13 protein-coding genes are annotated in these 19939 nt (G+C 70.6%); 9 read left to right on the top strand and 4 right to left on the bottom strand.

The features are described from left to right. Positions 1-2 precede the first annotated feature (2 nt). From ACGFX9_RS11155 to ACGFX9_RS11140, 4 genes are all read left to right on the top strand, one after another. The gene (locus ACGFX9_RS11155; protein WP_393468428.1) at positions 3-2423 is read left to right on the top strand and encodes a beta-ketoacyl synthase N-terminal-like domain-containing protein; all 2421 of its coding nucleotides are present in this window, start codon (positions 3-5) and stop codon (positions 2421-2423) included. After that, positions 2420-3226 carry a thioesterase II family protein gene (locus ACGFX9_RS11150; RefSeq protein ID WP_393468425.1) on the top strand — a complete coding sequence of 269 codons (807 nt, stop codon included), beginning with the start codon at positions 2420-2422 and terminating at the stop codon, positions 3224-3226. The genes ACGFX9_RS11155 and ACGFX9_RS11150 overlap by 4 nt, the downstream gene beginning before the upstream one ends. Continuing rightward, entirely contained in the window at positions 3223-3762 is a 540-nt protein-coding gene (locus ACGFX9_RS11145) for a flavin reductase family protein (RefSeq protein WP_393468423.1), read from the top strand. The genes ACGFX9_RS11150 and ACGFX9_RS11145 overlap by 4 nt, the downstream gene beginning before the upstream one ends. Before the next feature lie 137 nt (positions 3763-3899). Next, positions 3900-5717 (top strand): FAD-dependent monooxygenase, encoded by a 1818-nt coding sequence (locus ACGFX9_RS11140; protein WP_393468420.1) that lies wholly within the window; start codon positions 3900-3902, stop codon positions 5715-5717. A 74-nt stretch (positions 5718-5791) separates the two neighbouring features. On the opposite strand, the gene ACGFX9_RS11135 is transcribed toward ACGFX9_RS11140, so the two are convergent. Continuing rightward, on the bottom strand, positions 5792-6763 hold the full coding sequence (locus ACGFX9_RS11135; RefSeq protein WP_393468417.1) for an oxidoreductase: 972 nt from the start codon (positions 6761-6763) through the stop codon (positions 5792-5794). 207 nt (positions 6764-6970) lie between these two features. Here ACGFX9_RS11135 and ACGFX9_RS11130 point away from each other — a divergent pair, with 207 nt between their 5' ends. The 3 genes from ACGFX9_RS11130 to ACGFX9_RS11120 are packed head-to-tail and all read left to right on the top strand — an operon-like array spanning position 6971 to position 10732. Beyond that, on the top strand, positions 6971-8332 hold the full coding sequence (locus ACGFX9_RS11130) for an FAD-dependent oxidoreductase (protein WP_393468414.1): 1362 nt from the start codon (positions 6971-6973) through the stop codon (positions 8330-8332). A gap of 28 nt (positions 8333-8360) precedes the next feature. Beyond that, complete coding sequence (locus tag ACGFX9_RS11125) at positions 8361-9452, top strand: PLP-dependent cysteine synthase family protein (protein ID WP_393468411.1); 1092 nt, start codon at positions 8361-8363, stop codon at positions 9450-9452. Then, complete coding sequence (locus ACGFX9_RS11120) at positions 9449-10732, top strand: MDR family MFS transporter (protein WP_393468407.1); 1284 nt, start codon at positions 9449-9451, stop codon at positions 10730-10732. The genes ACGFX9_RS11125 and ACGFX9_RS11120 overlap by 4 nt, the downstream gene beginning before the upstream one ends. Positions 10733-10750: 18 nt before the next feature. Here ACGFX9_RS11120 and ACGFX9_RS11115 read toward each other — a convergent pair whose 3' ends face one another. The 3 genes from ACGFX9_RS11115 to ACGFX9_RS11105 all read right to left on the bottom strand — a co-directional run bounded on the left by ACGFX9_RS11115 (position 10751) and on the right by ACGFX9_RS11105 (position 14661). Further along, a complete protein-coding gene (locus tag ACGFX9_RS11115; protein ID WP_393468404.1) occupies positions 10751-11965 on the bottom strand; it encodes an AMP-binding protein in 1215 nt (404 codons plus the stop codon). Between the two features lie 175 nt (positions 11966-12140). Next, positions 12141-12929 (bottom strand): thioesterase II family protein, encoded by a 789-nt coding sequence (locus tag ACGFX9_RS11110; RefSeq protein ID WP_393468402.1) that lies wholly within the window; start codon positions 12927-12929, stop codon positions 12141-12143. A 22-nt stretch (positions 12930-12951) separates the two neighbouring features. Beyond that, positions 12952-14661 carry a BTAD domain-containing putative transcriptional regulator gene (locus ACGFX9_RS11105; protein WP_393468399.1) on the bottom strand — a complete coding sequence of 570 codons (1710 nt, stop codon included), beginning with the start codon at positions 14659-14661 and terminating at the stop codon, positions 12952-12954. A gap of 608 nt (positions 14662-15269) precedes the next feature. Here ACGFX9_RS11105 and ACGFX9_RS11100 point away from each other — a divergent pair. Further along, positions 15270-16160 carry a helix-turn-helix transcriptional regulator gene (locus tag ACGFX9_RS11100; RefSeq protein WP_393468396.1) on the top strand — a complete coding sequence of 297 codons (891 nt, stop codon included), beginning with the start codon at positions 15270-15272 and terminating at the stop codon, positions 16158-16160. 171 nt (positions 16161-16331) lie between these two features. After that, positions 16332-19939 (top strand): type I polyketide synthase (locus tag ACGFX9_RS11095; RefSeq protein WP_393468393.1); only part of this gene is annotated, 3608 nt, incomplete at its 3' end.

Below are 19939 nucleotides of genomic sequence, written 5' to 3'. Positions count from 1 at the left end.
CCATGGAGCCCGCGGACGTACGGAAGTTGATGGAGGATCAGCTGCGGCTCTCCCGCCGCCAGCAGGAACGGATCCGGCAGCTGGAGGACGAGCGGCACGGCCCGGTCGCCGTCATCGGCATGGGCCTCAGACTGCCCGGCGGGCTCACCTCACCGGAGGCGTACTGGGACTTTCTGCGCGGCGACACGACGGCCTGCTCCCCCATCCCCGAGGACCGGCCCGGTTTGCGCGCGGTGCACGAGCCGGGACCGCCGAAGCCAGGGCGGTCCTACGTCGGACGGGCCGGGTTCCTCAGCGACATCGCGCACTTCGACGCCGACTTCTTCGGCATATCGCAGCGCGAGGCGAAACTCCTCGACCCGCAGCAGCGGATGCTTCTGGAGACGGCGTGGGAGGCCCTGGAGCGCGGTGGCATCGCCGTGCGCCGCGCGGACCGGCTCCCTGTCGGCGTCTACCTCGGGATGATGGCCTCCGAGTACAGCGAACGGCTCGAGGACCGTGCCGACATGACGCGCATCGACCCCTACTACACCACCGGGGGCGGTCTCTGCTTCGGGGCCGGACGGATCAGCTACGCGATGGGCTTCTGCGGGCCCGTGGCGAGCGTGGACACGGCGTGCTCGTCCTCCCTGACGGCGCTCCATCTCGCGCTCAGGGCACTGCGTGGCGGAGAGTGCCGGTACGCCCTCGCCTGCGGCTCCAACCTGCTGCTCTCCGCGAACCTCATGGTCTCGCTCTGCCAGACCAGGGCGCTCTCGCCCGATGGCCGCTCCAAGTCCTTCCTGGCCTCCGCTGACGGATACGGACGCGGCGAAGGCGTCGGGGCGATCGCCTTGATGCGCCTGGCCGACGCCGAACGCGAGGGCCACCCGATCCTCGCCGTGATCCGTGGCTCCGCCGTCAACCACGACGGCGCCGCCTCAGGACTGACCGCGCCGAGCGGGCCCGCGCAGGAGGAGGTCATCCGCGCCGCGCTGGCCGACGCGCGGGTGGCGGCGGGCGACCTGGGCTGGATCGAGGCGCACGGCACAGGAACCGTCCTCGGCGACCCCATCGAGGTGGGCGCCCTGGACGGGGTGGTCGGCGAGGCGGTACGCGAACGCGGCGTTCCGCTGGCCATCGGAAGCGTCAAGTCCCGGCTCGGCCACCTGGAGGCCGCCTCCGGCATGGCCGCGCTCATCAAGACGGTCCTCATGCTTCAGCACGGTGAGATCCCCGCGGCGGCCGCCCCCGACGACGGGGAGCTCAACCCGCACATCCCGTGGGACCGCATCGCCTTCACGGTGCCGCGCGAGAACCAGCCCTGGCCCAAGGCGCTGCGACGCCGGGTCGCCGGCGTCAACTCCTTCGGCATGAGCGGCACGAACGTACACGTCGTGCTTGAGGCGTACGCGACGCCGGACGACTCGCCCGCGCCCTCGCCCCGCGTACCGCGCCCGGAACTGCTCACCCTCTCCGCCAAGGACCCGGCCGCGCTCGCCGACCTCGCGGCGGCGGTCGCCGACCGGCTGCGCAAGACCGATGCGGGCCTGGTGCCCGCGCTGTGCCACACCCTGCGCAGCGGCCGGGCTCCGATGCCCTACCGCATCGCGGTCACCGGGACGTCGGCGGCCGAACTCGCCGACGCGCTGACGCGGGCGGCCCACGGCGGCGCGGCCCGGCCCCTGGCTCCGCTGCGCCGCGTCACCGTGCGTCCGCCCGCCGACGCGAAGGACCTGGCAGCGCTGGCCGACGCGCTCGCCGACGCCTATCCATGGCTGGCCGCCCCGGCACCCGGTGGCTCCGCCCAGCTCGACGCCCCGGGCCGGTTGGCGGCCCTTGTCGGGGCATTCGGGATCCAGGTGCGCGTGCGCCACGACGTGACCGGCGACGAGCCGGTCCACTCCCTGGACGGCGAGGAGGCCGGGGCGGCGCCCGTCGACGCGCTTCTCGGCCTGCTCGGCCGGCTCTTCGAGGCCGGGGCAGAACTGCGCCTGGACGCCCTGTGCCCGCCGGGCACCCGGCGGCTCGGAGACCTGCCGACCTACCCCTTCCGGCGTAACCGCTACTGGGTGGCCGAACCACACGTCGGCAAGGAAGGCGACTCCGCCGGGGTGGGCGGCTACGGCACCGACACGGGGTCCGCGGCTCTGGGCCCGGACGGCGTCCGGGCGTTCCTGGACGCGGTACTCAAGGACGCGCTCGACGCACCCGGCGAGCTCGACATGGAGCGCTCGTTCCTCGACGCGGGCGGGGACTCCTTCATCTCCACGCTGTTCATCACCAAGATCGAGGAACGGTTCGAGGTCGGGCTCACCCCCGAAGACCTGCCGCTCGACCTGCCGTTGGAGACCCTGCTCGGCCGGCTCACGGCGGACATCGCCGGTCGCGCCACCCCCTCCGCGGACACGCGCGGAGCCGATGTACAGGAGCGTTGTGCGTGAGTGCGATCATCCGGCCACTGCGCCACAACGACCCGGCCGTGCGGCTCGTGGTCTGTCACCACGCGGGGGGTTCCGGCAGCGTCTACTTTCCCTTGAGCCGTCAGCTGCCGAGCGACTGGGACGTACTGCTGGTCGATCTGCCGGGGCGTGGCACGCTGCACCGGGCCACGCCGCTGCGGGACGTGGAGGAGATGGCCGCCCATGTGACGGCGGCGGTGCTGCCGTGGGCAGGACCGCCCCTGGCCCTGTTCGGGCACAGCATGGGGGCCGTCGTCGCCCTGGAGAGCGCGCGCCGGCTCACGGACCGGGGGGTGCGGCCCGCCTGGGTTGGCGTCTCCGGGCGGATCGCACCGGAGTCCGCCGAGCGCGCCGACCCGCTCGATCCGAGACTGTCGGACGATGCGCTGCTTGCCGCGCTGAGCGACATGGGCGGAATCCCCCGGCGGTTCGACGAAGTACCCGAGTTCCGGCAGCGGTTCCTGCGCCTCGTCCGTGGCGATCTGCACGCGCTCGGCGCCTTCCGGCCGGCCCCGGAACGCCGCAGGCTCGACGCTCCGCTCACCGCGTTCGGCGCCACGGGTGACGATCTGGCGCCCGTGGCCATGCTGCACGAATGGGCGGCCGAGACCACCGGAGTGTTCCGTCAGCACACCTTCGAGGGCGGCCACTTCCACTTCCTGGACGACGGCTTCAGCCGGCTCGGACGGGCCCTGGTGCGTGAGGCCCACACTGCTCTGTCCCTTTCCGGCCTGTCTCTGTCCGACCCCATGACCGCCGACAGCCACAGGAGGCGCCCGGCATGATCCCGAAAGCCACCGACACCGACCAGCAGGTGGACATGCGCAGGCTCATGTCCGGATTCCCCACCGGCGTGTGCATCGTGACCTCCCTGCACGACGGCGTCCCCTGGGGCATGACCTGCACCTCCCTGTGCAGCGTCGCCCTGGATCCGCCCACGCTCCTCGTCTGCCTGCGCCGCGGCAGTCCGACCCTCGCCGCCGTCCTGGCCAGCCGCGGCTTCGCCATCAACCTGCTGCACGACGAAGCCCAGTCTTCGGCGGAGCTGTTCGCCTCCGGGACGGCGGACCGTTTCGACCGGGTCGGCTGGCAGGCGGGCGCGGGTGCGTGCGGCCCCCATCTCGTGCACTCGGCACACACCATCGCCGACTGCCGCGTCAGCGAGACGAGCGAGGTCGGCGACCATGTCGTGATCATGGGCCGGGTGCAGCGGATCAGCCAACTCCAGGCGGAACTCCCGTTGTTGTACGGATTGCGCCGGTACGCGACCTGGCCGCAGGCCGTGGCCGACACCGACCCCTGCCTCGACTTCATCAACTGAAGCCCGCGGGCGAGTTGAGCAACCTGGAAGTCGCGATGCCGCGGACCGGTTCCTACGCTTCCTAGCAGGACGAGGGTCACCAGATTCGCCCCATTCGCCGCACGCCTCGGCGTGCCCTGCCCAGCAGAGGAGATGTTGTGCCCGCAAGCAGCCGGGACGCAGCCGCGGCCGATGCCCCGGGAAACGTCCGCGCCGACGTGTGTGTCATCGGGTCCGGAATCGTCGGACTCATCAACACCATGGCGCTCGCCAAGAGGGGCCTGACCGTCGTCTGCATCGACCAGCCCACCGACAAGCAGCAGCAGAGCTACAAGGTCGGGGAATCACTGCTGATCTTCTCCAACTCTTTCCTGCGCACACTCGGTGAACTGGACGACTCGCTCAACCAGTCGTTCCAGAAGGCCGGCTTCTGGATGGCTCACGGCTTGGAGGGACGCAAGGAGTTCGACGGCTCGGTCTCCGAGTGGGGCTTCCAGAGCAAACTGCCCGAGCGCTGGTACGACAAGTTCAACAACGCGCTCTTCCCGCGTGTGATGTTCCAGGACTCACAGATCGTGCGGCCCGAGATCGAGGCCGAACTACGCGAGCGCGCACGGAAGATGGAGAACGTCACGCTCCTGGACGACACCGGTCTGGTCCGTGACATAGAGCTGGGCGACGACGACACCGACCACGTGATCACCTGGGTCTCGCGCAACAAGAAGCAGACCGGTGAGATATCGGCGCGCTGGATGGTCGACTGCTCCGGCCGCGCACGGCTGCTCGCCCGCAAGTACGACCACGACCTTCCCCTGGACGAGGAGTTCAGGACCACCGCGGCGTGGGCGCAGTTCTCGCACTGCACCGATGACCTCTTCGACGAGCGCTGGGCGTACAAGTTCCCCGACGGCGACGTGGCGCACCGCGACCGCAACACCTTGCACTTGTGGGGGCAGGGTTACTGGATCTGGGTGATCCGGCTGGCCGGCGACCGGGTCAGCATCGGTGTGTCGTACGACCGGGGACGGCCGCCGGAGGACGGAAACGCGCGCGAGGTGTTCTGGAAGGTGCTGCGCCGCTATCCGATGCTGGACTGGCTCAAGGAGGAGAACGTCCTTGAGTTCAGCGCGTACCGCGACGTGCAGCACTGCACCGACACTTTCGTCTCACCCAGCCGGTACGCCATGGTGGGCGACGCCTCGTCGATCATCGACGCGTACTACAGCCAGGGCATCTCGCTGTCCATGACTGTTTCCTGGCACATAGCGAACATCGCGCAGCGGGACGTCCAACTGGACACGCTCGATCTGGACTACGTCAACCATGTCAACCGGGCGGCCACCGCTGACTGGCGCATCATGCGCTCGATGGTCCGCTCCAAGTACAGCCCGGCCATCGCCGACAGCCGCTTCTTCATCCTTGACCACCTGCTCGACCTGACGATCTTCGGGGCGGCCATGCTGGGCCGATTCCGTTCCGCGCGCTGGCTGATCGAGACCGGTGGCCGCACATCGGCGGAGACGACCGAGCACGCCGAGTTGCGCGAGGGGCTGAGCCGCCGGCTGTTCCTCTCGCAGTCCGCACCCTGGCACCGGCTCGACCCGCACGTGGTCGCGGGTGCCGTCGAGCGCTGGCACCGCAGCCTGGAGCGGCGCGCCATCTGGCGCCTTGAGAACAAGGTCGAACTGCCCGCCGTCAAGGCCGGGCTGCGCGCCCACGGGGCGGTGCCGGGCATCTGGAAGCTGCCGCTGAAGCAACGCGCCGAGCACGTCGACATCACCCTGCCCGCGCCCACGAGCGAGCCGGAGTTCCTCCAGGTCAGGGGCGACGAGCACCGGCCCGTGCATATGGCCGTTTCCGGTACCGCGCTGCTCACGCTCGCCTCGGTCGCCACGCTGGTCGACATCGCCGACACCCAGGTGCGCAGACTGCGTGGCCTGGCAGGGGCGCGACGCCGCCGCAAGAGCGGATGGTGAGGCACCGCTAGCGCCCGCCGCCCGGCTCACCGGCGCCGCCCCCGCCGAACGGACGGGGGCGGCGCCGGGCGTGCTCAGCGTCCGTAGCGCACCCCGGTCAGGCGCTCCGACAGCTCCCACAGGGCCACCGCCGTCTCCTCGTCGTAGGAGGTACGGCGGCCGTGGCGCGGCGTGGGCGCGCCCCGCATCTGCAGCTTCCCCTTCGGCGCGATGTACGAGCCTCCCGGCAGGCCGGGGACGGTGGCCGCGTACAGCGATGGCCTGGCGCCCTGGATGACCGGCTTGGCGAGCAGCCGGATGAAGCGGGGCGCCACGGCTCTCCACAGGGGGCCGTGCACGGAGTTCTTGGTGATGACGCCGGTGTCGCTCAGGCCGGGGATCGCGATCATGCTGCGCAGGGGCAGCCTCTCGGCGGTGGCCCAACGGTGCAGCTGCGCCGAGAAGTAGACGTTGGCCCGCTTCGACTGCGCGTAGGCGAGGCTGGGGTTGTAGCGCCGTTCGCCGTTGAGGTTGTCCAGGCTGAAGCGGGCGGTGAGCTGCCCCTCGCTGCTCACCGTGACCACGCGTGGCTCCGGCGCTCGCAGCAGATACGGCAGGAGCCGGCCCGTGAGCGCGTACGCGCCCAGGTGGTTGACGCCGAACTGCGACTCGAAGCCGTCGACGGTGCGGGTGAGGGGAGGCATCACCATCGCCGCGTTGTTGATGAGCAGATCGAGCCGCTCGTGATCCCAGTTCTCCGCGAAACGCCGCACCGATTTGAGGTCGGCCAGATCGAGCGGCCGCGACTCCACCCGTACGCCCGGCACTTCGGTCCGCATGCGCAGTACCGCGGCCTCCGCGCGCGTGCGGTCCCGGCAGGCCAGTACCGTGTGGGCGCCGCGCCGGGCGAGTTCACGGGCGGTGACATAGCCGATGCCGCTGTTGCCTCCCGTCACCACGACCAGGCGGCCCGACTGGTCCGGCATCAGCTCCTCCGTCCATTTCACGGCGGTCGCCGCGGTGGTGCGGGAGTTCAGTGTCTTCGACGTACTCGGCTTCTTGGACATGAGGAATTCCTCCCTTGTCGCGAGATAGGGATTCGGCCATCGGGACTGTATCGCCGCGCTTCTTCAAAGAGCCATGGAAGACAGTCAGCTGAGCAATCAGGAAGAAGACACCGATGAGGGCGGCACAAGATACTTGTGGCCGCCGGACCTGCACGCTGTCGGCGACTTCACCCTGGAATTTCCTGTCGACTTATCCGTGGAGGACGCATGGGCGTGATCGGTGAGCACGCGGTGGTGGTGGGCGGCTCCATGGGAGGGCTCGTCGCCGCTAAGACTCTGGCGCCGCGATTTCGCCAGGTCACGGTAATCGACCGCGACACCCTTCCGGAGCGGCCCGAGAATCGCCGTGCGGTACCGCACGGCAGTCACGCTCACGCGCTGCTCATCAGTGGCCGCCTGGCACTGGAGGAACTATTTCCGGGGCTTACCGATGAACTCGTGCGCGGTGGTGCGATTCTCTTCGACCCAGGGCACGATCTCCTCTTCTATCAAATGGGCGCCCTGCGGACCCGCTTTGCCAGCGGACGCCTCGGCGTCAGCCTCAGCCGTGCTTTTTTGGAGTACCACGTGCGGGACCGAGTGCGGGACCTGAAGAATGTGGCCGTCCGCGACCGGACGCTGGTGCGGTCCTTCGTGGCGGGCGGCGGCCGGATCACCGGCGTCGAACTGGCGGACGGCGAGCGGATCTGGGCAGACCTGGTCGTCGATGCCACGGGGCGCGGAGGCGGTGGCGCCGCGCGGTCGCTCCAGCGGTACGGCTATCCGGCGCCGGAGGTCGACACCGTGAAGATCGACGTCGGCTATACGACGCTGCTCCTGAAACGCAGACCCGGCGATCTGCACGGCGACGGCCTGCTCTATCTGATGAGCGCCGTGCCGCCGCACGACAAGCGGGCCGCTGCCGCGTTCGCGGTGGAGGGAGACCGCTGGATGGTGACGCTGGGCGGCTGGCACCGCGCCCACGCTCCGGTGGACCGGGAGGGTTTCAAGGAGTTCGCGGCCGCCCTGGAGGCACCGGAGATGGCTGAACTCCTTTCGCGCGCCGAACCGTTGGACGACAAGGACGCCCGCAAGTTCACCTACCCGGAAGCGCGGCGGTGCTACTACGAACGGCTGCGCCACCTGCCCGGCGGCTATGTGGCACTGGGTGACGCGGTGTGCAGCTTCAATCCGCTCTACGGCCAGGGCATGACCGTCGCCGCCCTGGAGGCGCTCGAACTGGGGCGCCGCCTCGATCAGTTCGGCAGTCCCTCCGCGCGGATGGCGCGCTCCTTCTACCGGGCCGCGGGAAAGATCATCGATACTCCGTGGCAGATGGCGACCAGCAGCGACTTCGTCTATCCGGAGACGCAGGGACGGCGCCCGCCCGGCATCGACCTGCTCAACGCCTACATCCGGCGCGTGATGCTGGCCAGCCATGTGTCCACGTACGCCCATCGCGTCATGCTCGACGTGCAGCACCTCCTCGCCTCGCCGACTTCGGTGATGAAGCCCGCGACCGTCGTACGTTCCCTCCTCGCCGCCCGCCGTTCGCCAGCACTCCGGCCAGGCTCCAGGAAGCAGCCGTAGGCTCCACCAGCGATTGGGAACGCCACTCATGTCCTCTGCCACCGCTCGCGGCTCCGCCCTGTCCGCGCTCGTCGGCAACACCCCCGTCCTGCGGGTTTCCGAGCCGTTCACCCCGCCCGACCGTGGATTCTGGGCCAAACTCGAAGGCTTCAATCCCGGCGGCATCAAGGACCGCGCCGCCCTGTACATGGTCGACCGGGCGCGCGCCCGCGGCGAGTTGCTGCCCGGCCGGCCGATCGTCGAGTCCACGAGCGGCACCCTGGGCCTCGGCCTCGCCCTGGCGGGCACCGTGTACGGCCACCCCGTCACGCTCGTCACCGACCCAGGACTCGAACCGTCGATGACCCGGCTGCTCGTGGCGTACGGCGCGCGCGTCGACATCGTCACCGAGCCGCATCCCGTCGGCGGCTGGCAGCAGGCACGCCGTATACGCGTCGCCGAACTCCTGCGGGAGATCCCCGGCGCCTGGTGCCCCGACCAGTACAACAACCCCGACAACGTCGCCGCCTACGCCCCGCTCGCCCTGGAACTCGCCGACGGCCTGGAGCAGATCGATGTGCTCGTGTGCAGCGTCGGCACCGGCGGCCACTCCGCCGGCATCTCCCGCGTACTGCGCCGGCTGCGGCCGCAGCTGCGCCTGGTCGGCGTGGACACCATCGGCTCGACCATCTTCGGCCAGCCCGCCCGTCCTCGTCTGATGCGCGGCCTCGGCTCCAGCATCCATCCGCGCAATGTCGCGTACGAGGAGTTCTCCGAGGTCCACTGGGTGGCACCCGGGGAAGCGGTCTGGGCCTGCCGGCAGCTGGCCGCCCTGCACTACGCGACCGGGGGCTGGAGCGTCGGCGCGGTCGCTCTCGTTGCCGGCTGGCTGGCCCGTACTCTGCCCGCCACGGCCAAGGTGGCGGCCGTCTTCCCGGACGGACCGCAACGCTATCTGGACACGGTCTACGACGACGCGTACTGCGCCGCGCACGGTCTCCTGGACGTGACGCCCGCACCCGATCCCCACGTCGTCGCCAGGTCCGACGAGAGGGAGATCACCCGCTGGACTCGCTGCACGACCATCACCGATCCGCTGTCCGCCGCGGTCGACGTCCGCGAGGGAGGAGCGGCCCGATGAGGAAGACCCTCGAGCAGGTGCGCGGCTACGACCGCAGCGTGCAACTCCTGCTCGCCAACCAGTTCACGATCAACCTCGGCTTCTACATGCTGATGCCGTACCTGGCCCAGCACCTGTCCGGGACGCTCGGCCTCGCGGGCTGGGCCGTGGGCCTGGTCCTCGGCGTCAGGAACTTCAGCCAGCAGGGCATGTTCCTCATCGGCGGCACCCTCGCCGACCGCTTCGGGTACAAGCCCCTGATCGTCGCCGGGTGCCTGCTGCGCACAGCGGGCTTCGCCACGCTCGGCCTCGTGGACTCCGTGGCGGCGCTGCTCGCGGCATCGGCGGCCACCGGTTTCGCCGGCGCCCTCTTCAATCCGGCGGTGCGCGCCTATCTGGCGGCCGACGCGGGGGAACGCCGCGTGGAGGCCTTCGCCCTGTTCAACATCTTCTACCAGGCGGGCATCCTGCTCGGCCCGCTCGTCGGCATGCTCCTGACCGGCATCGACTTCCGGCTCACCTGCCTGGTGTCAGCGGCCGTCTTCGGGCTGCTGAGCATCGTGCAGATCCGTGCGCTGCCCACCCGCCGTGGACAGCCGGCCTCTTCCGCGGGCGTCATCGGCCAGTGGCGCACGGTCCTCGCCAATCGGGCTTTCCTGCTCTTCGCCGCCGCGATGACCGGCGCGTACGTGCTGTCCTTCCAGGTCTATCTGGCCCTTCCCCTGGAGGTGCGACGGATCGGCGGCGCGGGAGAGGCCGGGACCGTCGCCGTGGCCCTGCTCTTCGCCGCGTCCGGCCTCGCCACGATCCTCGGGCAGACCCGGATCACCACCTGGTGCAAGCAGCACCTCACACCCGGCCAGGCGTTGGTGCGCGGCCTGCTCTTCATGGGCGGCGCGTTCGTGCCGCTCGTCGTGGCGAGCGCCCTGCCCGTGCCCGCCGCGGGCGGCGTCGGGCGCTGGTCGCTCGCCGCGCTGCCGCCGCTCCTGGCCGCGCTGTTGCTGGCAGTGGGCACGATGATCGCGTACCCCTTCGAGATGGACACCGTCGTCCGGCTCGCGGACGACCGCCTCGTCGCCACCCACTACGGCCTCTACAACACGGTCTGCGGCATCGGCATCACCATCGGCAACCTGCTCACCGGCGTCAGTCTGGACGCGGCTCGCGCGGCCGGGATGTCCGCCCTGCCCTGGCTCGCGCTGCTCGGCCTCGGCCTCGGCAGCGCGGCGGCCCTGCACGGTCTGCACCGGACGGGTCGCCTGACCCGTCCGCAGCCCGTCGAGGGGCTGAGGCAGCCCTGATGTGAGGGGCGCGGCAGGTCATGTACGGAGGTCTCCCGCGACGACGGGCTCCGACGGCACGGCGGCGTGACGTCCCGTGACCTCCAGGAGTCCGTCCTCGTTCCAGCGGCCCAGGTGGCCGGAGACCGCGAACGAAGCACGACGGACCGGGGCGCCGAACGCGCCGGACACGCCGACGTGGTCGAACGGCAGCGCCGCGCCCGCCGCCCAGATCTCACCGGTGCCCCCCGCGGGCACCGGTTGGCCGTCGGCGTCACGAATGGTGATCCGTACGTGCGGCGAGGCCTTACCCACGACCAGGCCCTCCTGCGACGCAAGGCCGGAGTCGGCCAAGTGCTCGGCCACCGCCCAGGGAAGAGCACTGCCCAAGGGGGAGAACTCCGCGAGCAGCGGTGTGTGCGGCAGCAGCCGGAAGTGTCGCTCGACGAGTTCACGCGAACACGGTTCCCCGATGAGGACCACCTTCCTCAGGCGCGGCGACGGCCTCCGCTCGATCCCGGCCAGCGCCTGCGCGTACGCCGTGGGGCCGAACACCGCGGCGTCGAACCGTGCGCCGTCCCGCGGCAGAGCGAGAGCGGCGGGGTCACCTCCACCGCCGATCGGCTGCCTGCGGTAGAGCGTGCCGCCGCCCGATACCGCCCACCACAGCGCGGTGAGCGTCGAAGATCCGCCCGGCCCCTGACAACAGAGCACGCCCCGCTCCGCGCGTCCTGCCCTGCGGGTGCGGTCCGCCAGCGCCAGGAGCCAAGCCTTGTGGTCGATGAGGTGGCCGGCCACGCGACCGGCCTGATCCTGTTCGACGAGCAGGTACGCCGCGTCGGTCGGCCCCGAACGGGGCAACGAGCGGTCGACGCGCAGTGCGGAGAGGCGCGCCATCGTCCCGCTGTCGTCCAGTACGAGTGCGGGGAGCCGCCAGCTCGCCCGGTTCGCGGCGCTGCACAGCACCAGCTGCGCGCCGCTCACCCCGGCGGTCCGTGCGATCAAGCGGGGGTCGGCGTCACTGGACACCGGCGTGCACACCCCGCCCGCCTTCAGGACCGCCAACTGGGCCACCAGCGCCTGCACATGATCCGATGTGTGCACGATGACGGGGTCGCCGAGCTGAACGCCGTAGCGCAGCAACGCGGACGCGAGCTGGTCCGAGCGCTTCTCCGCCCCGTCATAGGTGACGCTGCACCAGCCGTCCTCCACTGCTGTGGCGTCCGGTCTGCGGGCGGCGGCCCTGCTGAACAAGCCGTCGAGTGTGACGGCGGCCCCCGGCCTGTCCTCCGGGGTGCGGCGGCCCAAAGGGCCGGCTCTTCGCGGTGCGCCGGCCATGATCGGGGGTACTACACTCACCGAAGCCTCCAGGGGACGAACTGCACAAGTCGGATGGGGTGCGCCGCTCCGAGGTCATCCGCGCCGGCGCTCAGCCCGCGGCGAACACCGACGACACGCCAAGGGACCGTGTCACCGTGGACACCACCTCGTCCTGACGCTCGGCGAGATAGAAGTGCCCGGCGCCCTCGAGGACGTGGAGCTCGAACCCGGCGGAGGTGTGACCGGCCCAGGCCCGCGCCTCTTCCGGCGTGACCTTGGGATCGGTGTCCCCCACCAGCGCGGTGATCGGCGTGCGCGTCAGGGCAACGCCGGGCGGGCAGCGGTACGTCTCGATGGCCGTGTAGTCGTTGCGGACGGGCGGCAGGATCAGCTGGAGCAAGGACGCGTCGGCGAGCGCCTCTGGCTCTGTGCCTCCCAGCGCCAGGATCTCCTCCACCAGGCCCGCGTCGTCCCGTAGATGAACGCGCTCGTCGCGGTACGTGGAAGGCGCTCTGCGTCCGGAGACGAAGAGGTGCGCGGGGGCCGTGCCCGCGGCCTCCATCCGCAGCGCCACCTCGAAGGCGACGATCGCGCCCATGCTGTGTCCGAACAGGGCCGGAGCGGGCGCGCCTCCCGGCCGCGCCCAGGGCCGCAACGCCTGGTAGGCCATGTCGGCCATGGACGCGACGTCCGTGAGGAACGGCTCGGCGCGCCGGTCGTGACGGCCCGGATACTGCATGGAGAGTCCTTCGACAACCGGGGCGAGGCGCGCCGACAGCTGATGGAAGGTGCTCGCGGCGCCCCCGGCGTGCGCGAAGCACGCGAGGCGCCGGCTGGCGGCAGGGGACGGATGGAACCGCCGCACCCACGCGTTCGCCGTCGTGGTCAACTCCACCATGGGCTTTCCCCGTTCGTCCGCTTCACTGTGCCGAGGGGGCACGGGCCGTCCGTACTCTCGCCAACTCTTGCCCGAGCCGGGCGGGGCGCGCATCTCTCTCGTTGCCTGATTGCTCGCTGCGTACATGCAGCCGCGCGGACCGGCGGGGCAGCCCGCGAGGGGGCGTCTTGAACATCTGCAGGCTCGCCAGGGCCACCCCGAGGACGGTGAGCTCGTCGAGCCGGCCGTTCTCCACGACGTCCGCCAGTTCCGTGACCGTGAGGCCGGGGTTCTCGGCAAGCACCTCCGCGGTGATCCGCAACGCCAGGGGCAGGCGTCCGCACAGCCGGGCGAGCCGGGCGGCCTCGTGGCCTGCCCCCGCGATGCGCTGGGCGCCCGCCAGGTAGGACAGCAGTTCCGCCGCCTCTTCCGATGTGAGGGCGGGCAGCTCGATCCGGTGCACTCGGCCCCGCGGCAGTCGGCCGGCCTGTCGCCATCGGCTGGTGACCAGGACGGCAGACGGCCCGGCGGCCAGCAGCGGGGCCAGTTCCGACAGGTCACGGGCGTCGTCCAGGAACAGCAAGGTGCGTTTGCCGGACAGCAGTTCACGGAAGAGCCGGGTACGGTCGGGCAGTCCGACGGGAAGGTCCGGTTCCCGGACACCCAGGCTGCGCAGCACGAGGCCGAGCGCCTCGAAGGCACGCAGGGGGCCGCGTCGCAGGCTGCTTCCGCACAGGTCCACGAAGAGCTGGCCATCCGGAAAGCAGTGCACCGTCTCATGGGCCAGATGGAGAGCGAGCGCGCTCTTGCCGACCCCGGGCGCACCGTCGATCACGGCGATCCGCGGGGCCGCGGCCGGCCCGGCCGGTTCCTCGGCCAGGAAGTCCGCGAGGTCCCGCAGTTGGGGCGAGCGACCGATGAATCCGCGAGCGGTGGGCGGCAGTTGGGCGGGGCGCGGGGTGCGCTGACCCGGGATGCGGCAGGCCTTCGGACCGTTCGGCGCGGGCCGGTCGTCGCGGATGCGGTCGTGCAGGAGCCGCAGCTCGGGTCCGGGCTCGACGCCGAGTTCCCGGCGGAGCGTTTCGCGGCTCTCGCGGTACACGGCGAGCGCCTCAGCGCGCCGGCCGCAGGACTCCAGCGACATCATGAGCAGCCCCCTCAGCCGCTCACGCAGCGGTTCCCGGGCGGCCAGGTCGCGCAACGGCGCGACCGTCTCCGCGTGCCGGTCCGTCGTCAGCATTTCGCAGGCCCACTCCTCGACCGCCGTGAAGCGCAACTCCTGCAGCCGGGTCCGCTCCACACCCGCGAAGGGGCCGGGCACGGCGGTGTACGCCGAACCGTGCCACAGGCCCAGGGCCGACTCCAGCAGGTCGAGGGCGGCCTTGCGCTCACCGTCGGCGTGCAGCCTGCGCGCCTCGGCGTGACGGTGCTCAAAGCTACGCGCGTCAACATCGTCGGGGTTCATCCGCAGCGTATAGCCGCCTCCCGTCGACATCAGCGCACAGCCGTCACCGAGGTCCTCACGCGGAAGGTCGAGGGCGCGGCGCAGCCCGGCGACATAGGTGTGCAGCGCGCTGTCCGCGGTCCGCGGCGGCTCACTGCCCCAGACGGCCTCCAGTGTCTCCTCGACGCTGACGGCCCGGTTGAGGTGCCCCGCGAGGAACCCGAGAACCGCCCGTTGCTTCGGCGGCCCGACCGCCACCTTCTGCCCGTGCCGCCACGCCCCGACGTTACCCAGCAGTTCCAGCCGCATTGGCCCCCCGTTCGCCACCGTCCACCTCCATACCCCAAGGCCGTACCGGTATCGAGCGTTGCCCCGGACGTGGCCTTCCGTCATCGCCGAGGTTGCTCACCTCGTTCGGCTCGTTGATTCAGCAAGCATGAAGAAGACAGCGGCCCGTTCGCCCTGCATGATCGATTATCAGCCAGCAGACAAGCGTCTCGACGGCAGAACCTCGGCCGCTCGAAGACGCTGCGCCAGCGCGCCGCGCCATGCCTTCGTACGTGTTTTCCTCAGTTGGGCATGGGGTTTCGCGGCCGCACCCCGCTCTTTGACCGCGTACCGAAGCAGAAGGGGCGAGCTTGCCCGGGAACGGAATCAGGACTCGGCCCATCGCGAACGCCCGTGGCGCGTCCGGTGCGTTGCGACCCCCGCCGTCACGACGAATGACGCACCGAGCGCCGTCCCGGTGACCTGAACGGGAGACTTCGCTCCCACCCGCCGCCATCCTCCGCACTCCGGCGCCGCCCGCCCGGCGCCCATGCCCGCATGCCATCAGTACAGCTCCCTCACGTCTGCGCGCCCTCATGCGGCACAGACTCGCCCCGCCCCTGGTTCGCCACGCCACCCCGGAGGCTTTGATGGAACACCTGGTACGCCGATCGATCACCACCATGTACCGCAGCTACCACGAGCCGCTGACACTCGACGACATCGCCCGCTCAGCCATGGTCAGCAAGTTCCACTTCCTCCGCGTGTTCACTCGCGTGACGGGCGTCACCCCCGGACGTTTCCTCAGCGCCGTCCGCCTGCACGAGGCCAAGCGGCTGCTGCGCACCACATCGCTCAACGTCGCGGACATATCCGCGCAGGTCGGCTACAGCAGCACGGGGACCTTCTCGCGCCGCTTCAGCGAATCCGTGGGGGTCTCCCCGACCAGGTACCGACACCTGGCGTACGAGCGGTGTACCGGCCAGCCGGACACGGCTGGCACCCCCAAGGCCTTCGGCCTCCCCGGGACTTCGGGATCCACCAGCACCCCCACGGCGCTCCTTCCGGTCCGGCGGACCCCGCGGGAGCGGGCAGCCGCGGAAGATCATGCGCCGTCGCGGCCCCGGCAGTCCAGCACCATCCACGGACTGATCACCGTCGAAGGGGCCCCGCTGCCCGCCGCGTTCGTCGGCCTCTTCAACAGCCCGATACTGCAAGGCCGTCCGGTCACCGCGACCTCGGTCCGCGCCCCCGGCCGGTTCCATCTCTCAGGCGTCCCGGACGGCGAGTGGTACCTGCACGCGCTGTCCCCCGCGCGTGGGCTCGACCAGGGCGTGACGTCCGCCCCCGGTCTCGCGGCTGTCCCGCCGTACGACGCGACGACGCGGCTTGTCGGCATGGTGGGCCCCATCCATGTCACCCAGAACATGGACATCCACATCAACGTGGCGCTCCGCCCCTCCGACTGGAGCATGCCCCCCATCCTGTCGGCCCTGATGGACATGGACCCCCTCGACCTCTCGCCTGAGCAGGCCGCATAGGGCTCCGGCGACGGCTCACGGACCGCGTCCAGTGAGCAATCTCGGCGGTGACAATCCATCAGAGCCCCAAGCAATCTGACGGTGCCGACGGGGGTAGTGGCCAGCAGACTCCACATTCCTGCCTCCGCCTGCCGTGAAGCGTGATCGACCCGGCATTTCGAGGAGGCGAACGTGGGAGAAGACCCGGAGAAGCTGCGCTACTTCCTCAAGCGTGTCAGCGGTGAGCTCCACCAAACCCGCGGGCAGCTGCGGGAATTGGTGGAGCGGACGCATGAGCCGGTCGCCATCGTCGGTATGGGCTGCCGTTTCCCCGGCGATGTCAGCTCGCCCGCCGAACTCTGGGCGCTGGTGTCCCAGGGCGGGGACGCCATCGGTCCTTTCCCCACCGACCGCGGCTGGGACCTGGCACGCCTCTTCGACACGGACGCCGATACCGACCGGCCGGGAACCTCCACGGTGCGCCGGGGAGGTTTCCTCTACGACGCGGATCAGTTCGACGCCGGTTTCTTCAACATCTCGCCGCGCGAGGCCAAGGCCATCGACCCCCAGCAACGCCTGCTCCTGGAGACGGCCTGGGAATCCCTGGAAGACGCGGGCATCGACCCCACCACCCTCGCCGGTTCACAGACCGGCGTCTTCACCGGCCTGTCCCCCAACCACTACGGAGCGGCGTACACACCGGAGCTGGAAGGCTATCTGCTGACCGGCACGACTCCGGCGGTCGCGTCGGGCCGTATCGCCTTCACGCTGGGCCTGCACGGTCCTGCGCTGAGCGTGGACACCGCCTGTTCGTCGTCGCTTGTGGCGGTGCACCTGGCCTGCCAGGCCCTGCGGAACGGCGAGTGCGACATGGCGCTGGCCGGCGGGGCCTCCGTCATGGCGACTCCGGAGATCTTCATCGAGTTCAGCCGCCAGCGCGGCCTCTCGCCGGACGGCCGATGCAGGGCTTTCGGCGCCGGGGCGGACGGGACCGGCTGGGCGGAGGGCGCGGGGGTCATCGTCCTGCAGCGCCTCAGCGACGCCCAGGCACAGGGCCGCCGCGTCCTCGCCGTCATCCCTGGTTCGGCCGTCAACCAGGACGGTGCCAGCAACGGCCTCACGGCGCCGAACGGTCCGGCTCAGGAGCGGGTGGTCCAACAGGCTTTGGCCAACGCCCGCCTGACGCCTGATCAGGTGGATGTCGTCGAGGCACACGGTACGGGTACGACGCTGGGTGATCCCATCGAGGCTCACGCTCTCCTCAACACGTACGGGCAGCACCACTCTGCCGAACAGCCCCTGCACCTGGGGTCGTTGAAGTCCAATATCGGGCACGCGCAAGCCGCCGCAGGCATCGGCGGCATCATCAAGATGGTCCAGGCCCTCAACCACGGCGAACTGCCCCCCACCCTGCACGCCGACCAGCCCTCCCCTCGCATCGACTGGGCTTCGGGCCACATCAGCCTGCTCACCGAGACAGTGCCCTGGCCCACCAGGGAGAGGCCACGCAACGCCGCGGTGTCGTCGTTCGGGGTGAGCGGAACCAACGCCCATGTGATTCTCCGGGAGGCGCCGGGCGGGGAGATTGCTGGGGAGGAGGCTGCTGGGGAGAAGGTCGCTGGGGAGGAGGCTGCCGCGGGGGAGGTGGCCGCGGGGGAGGCTTGTGAGGCCGGGCCTTCCGCGGAGGCCCGGCGGTTCGGGCAGGCCGGTCTGCCGTTGACGCTCTCGGCGAAGTCAGCGGCCGCTCTCCGCGCTCAGGCGACCCGGCTGCGCAGCCACCTGAAGGAGCAGGCGGACCTTCCGCTGCCGGATGTGGCATACGCGCTGGCAACCACCCGCAGCGTGTTCACCCACCGCGCGGTGCTCACCACGGATTCCCGCGAGGAAGCCCTTCTGGCTCTGGACGCATTGGAGGCGCAGCGGCCGCATCCCGCGCTGGTCCAAGGGGTGGCGGCCGATTCAGGCCCGGAGAGCGGCGGGACCGCGTTCGTCTTCCCCGGCCAGGGTTCCCAGTATCCCGGCATGGCGCGTGAACTGCTGGTCTCCTCACCGGCGTTCAGGAAATCTGTCCTCGCCTGCGAAGAGGCGTTGTCACCGTACGTGGACTGGTCACTGACCGACGTACTCGAGGAGCGTGCGGGCGCGCCGGGCCTCGACCGGGTGGACGTGGTGCAGCCCGTCCTGTTCGCCGTCCTGGTGGCACTGGCCCGCCACTGGCAGGACGCCGGCATCGAACCCGATGCGGTGCTCGGCCACTCCCAGGGGGAGATCGCCGCAGCGCACATAGCCGGTGCGCTCTCTCTGCAGGACGCCGCGCGCGTCGTCGCACTACGCAGCCGGGCGCTGACCTCCCTGGAGGGCAGCGGGGGCATGGCATCGCTGCCGCTCGGATCCGAAGCCGCCGCGGAGCTGCTCGCGGCCTGGCAGGGGCGGCTGACCATTTCCGCGGTCAACGGGCCCGGAGCCACGGTGGTCGCCGGGGACACATCAGCGTTGGACGAGCTCCTTGCCCGGTGCGCGGCGGACGGGGTCGACGCACGCAAGATCGCGGTGAGTTACGCCTCCCACTCGCATCACATCGACGCCCTGACGGACGAGTTGCTCGACGCCCTCGCTCCCCTCACTCCTCGCCCCGCCTCCATTCCCTTCCACTCCACTGTCACGGGGGCCCTCCTGGACACCCGGGAGCTGACCGCGTCGTACTGGTGCCGCAATCTTCGCCACACCGTCCAACTCGAAGCCACCGTTCGGGGCCTCCTGGACGCGGGGTGCAGCACGTTCGTCGAGGTGAGTCCGCACCCGGTCCTCACGCCCGCGCTTCAGGCCACGGTGGACACCCACCCCGGCGCCGAGGACGACACGGCCACGCCGCCGCTGGTCACGGGCACCCTGCACCGGAACCGCCCCGCGGGTCAGGCCTTCCAGTCCGCGCTCGGCCAGCTGCACACCCACCATCACACCATTGACTGGCCCGCTGCCGCCCGCAGTCGGTACGAGCAGGACCAGAACGCGGCGAAAAGCCACGGCAGCTCCTCCTCCGCACCACTGCGCCTGCCCACTTACCCCTTCCAGCGCGAGTCGTACTGGCTGAGCCCCCGCCCACAGACCGAGCGGGTCACGGAACCGGACGGGCCCGCGCTGCTGCCACTGCACTGGGAGCCTCTACCTGCTCCGAGGACGACGGCCGCGTTGCCTTCCAACACGGTGTTGCTCACTGACCCGTTGGGCCTCGGCCGGAACGACACGTCGATCTCGGCACTGGTACCGCCCCAGGGCCACCACCGCGACCTGACCGCACTGAGCCACACCCTCGACGACAACACCACACCAGCGCCCGACGCCGTCATCGCCGCCCTGCCCAGCCCCAGCACCACCACCGCACCCCCCGCCGAAATCCACGACACCCTCGCCCGCACCCTGACCTTCCTCCAGGACTGGCTCGCCGACGACCGCTACACCACCACCCACCTCATCCTCACCACCCACCACGCCACCACCATCCACCCCGACGAAAACCCCGACCTCACCCACGCCACCCTCACCGGCCTCATCCGCACCGCCCAAACAGAACACCCCCACCGCATCACCCTCATCGACCTCGACACCCACCCCGACACCCTCACCACACTCCCCCACACCCTCACCACCAACGAACCCCACCTCACCATCCGACAAGGCACCCTCCACATCCCCCGACTCAGAAGAGAACCCACCCCCACTCAAAACACATCCACACCCTGGGACCCCAACGGCACCGTCCTGATCACCGGCGGCACCGGCACCCTCGCCGCCCACACCGC

Source organism: Streptomyces sp. NPDC048436, assembly GCF_043200355.1.
GTDB lineage: Bacteria > Actinomycetota > Actinomycetes > Streptomycetales > Streptomycetaceae > Streptomyces.
Note: the sequence above shows the minus strand (reverse complement) of the source record. Positions and strands in the feature narration are given on the sequence as shown.

Bases quoted from the DNA above. Each gene is read 5' to 3' on its own strand.
- ACGFX9_RS11110 (WP_393468402.1), bottom strand. From the start codon at position 12,929: ATGGTGGAGTTGACCACGACGGCGAACGCGTGGGTGCGGCGGTTCCAT.
- ACGFX9_RS11155 (WP_393468428.1), top strand. From the start codon at position 3: ATGGAGCCCGCGGACGTACGGAAGTTGATGGAGGATCAGCTGCGGCTC.
- ACGFX9_RS11125 (WP_393468411.1), top strand. From the start codon at position 8,361: ATGTCCTCTGCCACCGCTCGCGGCTCCGCCCTGTCCGCGCTCGTCGGC.
- ACGFX9_RS11130 (WP_393468414.1), top strand. From the start codon at position 6,971: ATGGGCGTGATCGGTGAGCACGCGGTGGTGGTGGGCGGCTCCATGGGA.
- ACGFX9_RS11145 (WP_393468423.1), top strand. From the start codon at position 3,223: ATGATCCCGAAAGCCACCGACACCGACCAGCAGGTGGACATGCGCAGG.
- ACGFX9_RS11105 (WP_393468399.1), bottom strand. From the start codon at position 14,661: ATGCGGCTGGAACTGCTGGGTAACGTCGGGGCGTGGCGGCACGGGCAG.
- ACGFX9_RS11135 (WP_393468417.1), bottom strand. From the start codon at position 6,763: ATGTCCAAGAAGCCGAGTACGTCGAAGACACTGAACTCCCGCACCACC.
- ACGFX9_RS11100 (WP_393468396.1), top strand. From the start codon at position 15,270: ATGGAACACCTGGTACGCCGATCGATCACCACCATGTACCGCAGCTAC.
- ACGFX9_RS11120 (WP_393468407.1), top strand. From the start codon at position 9,449: ATGAGGAAGACCCTCGAGCAGGTGCGCGGCTACGACCGCAGCGTGCAA.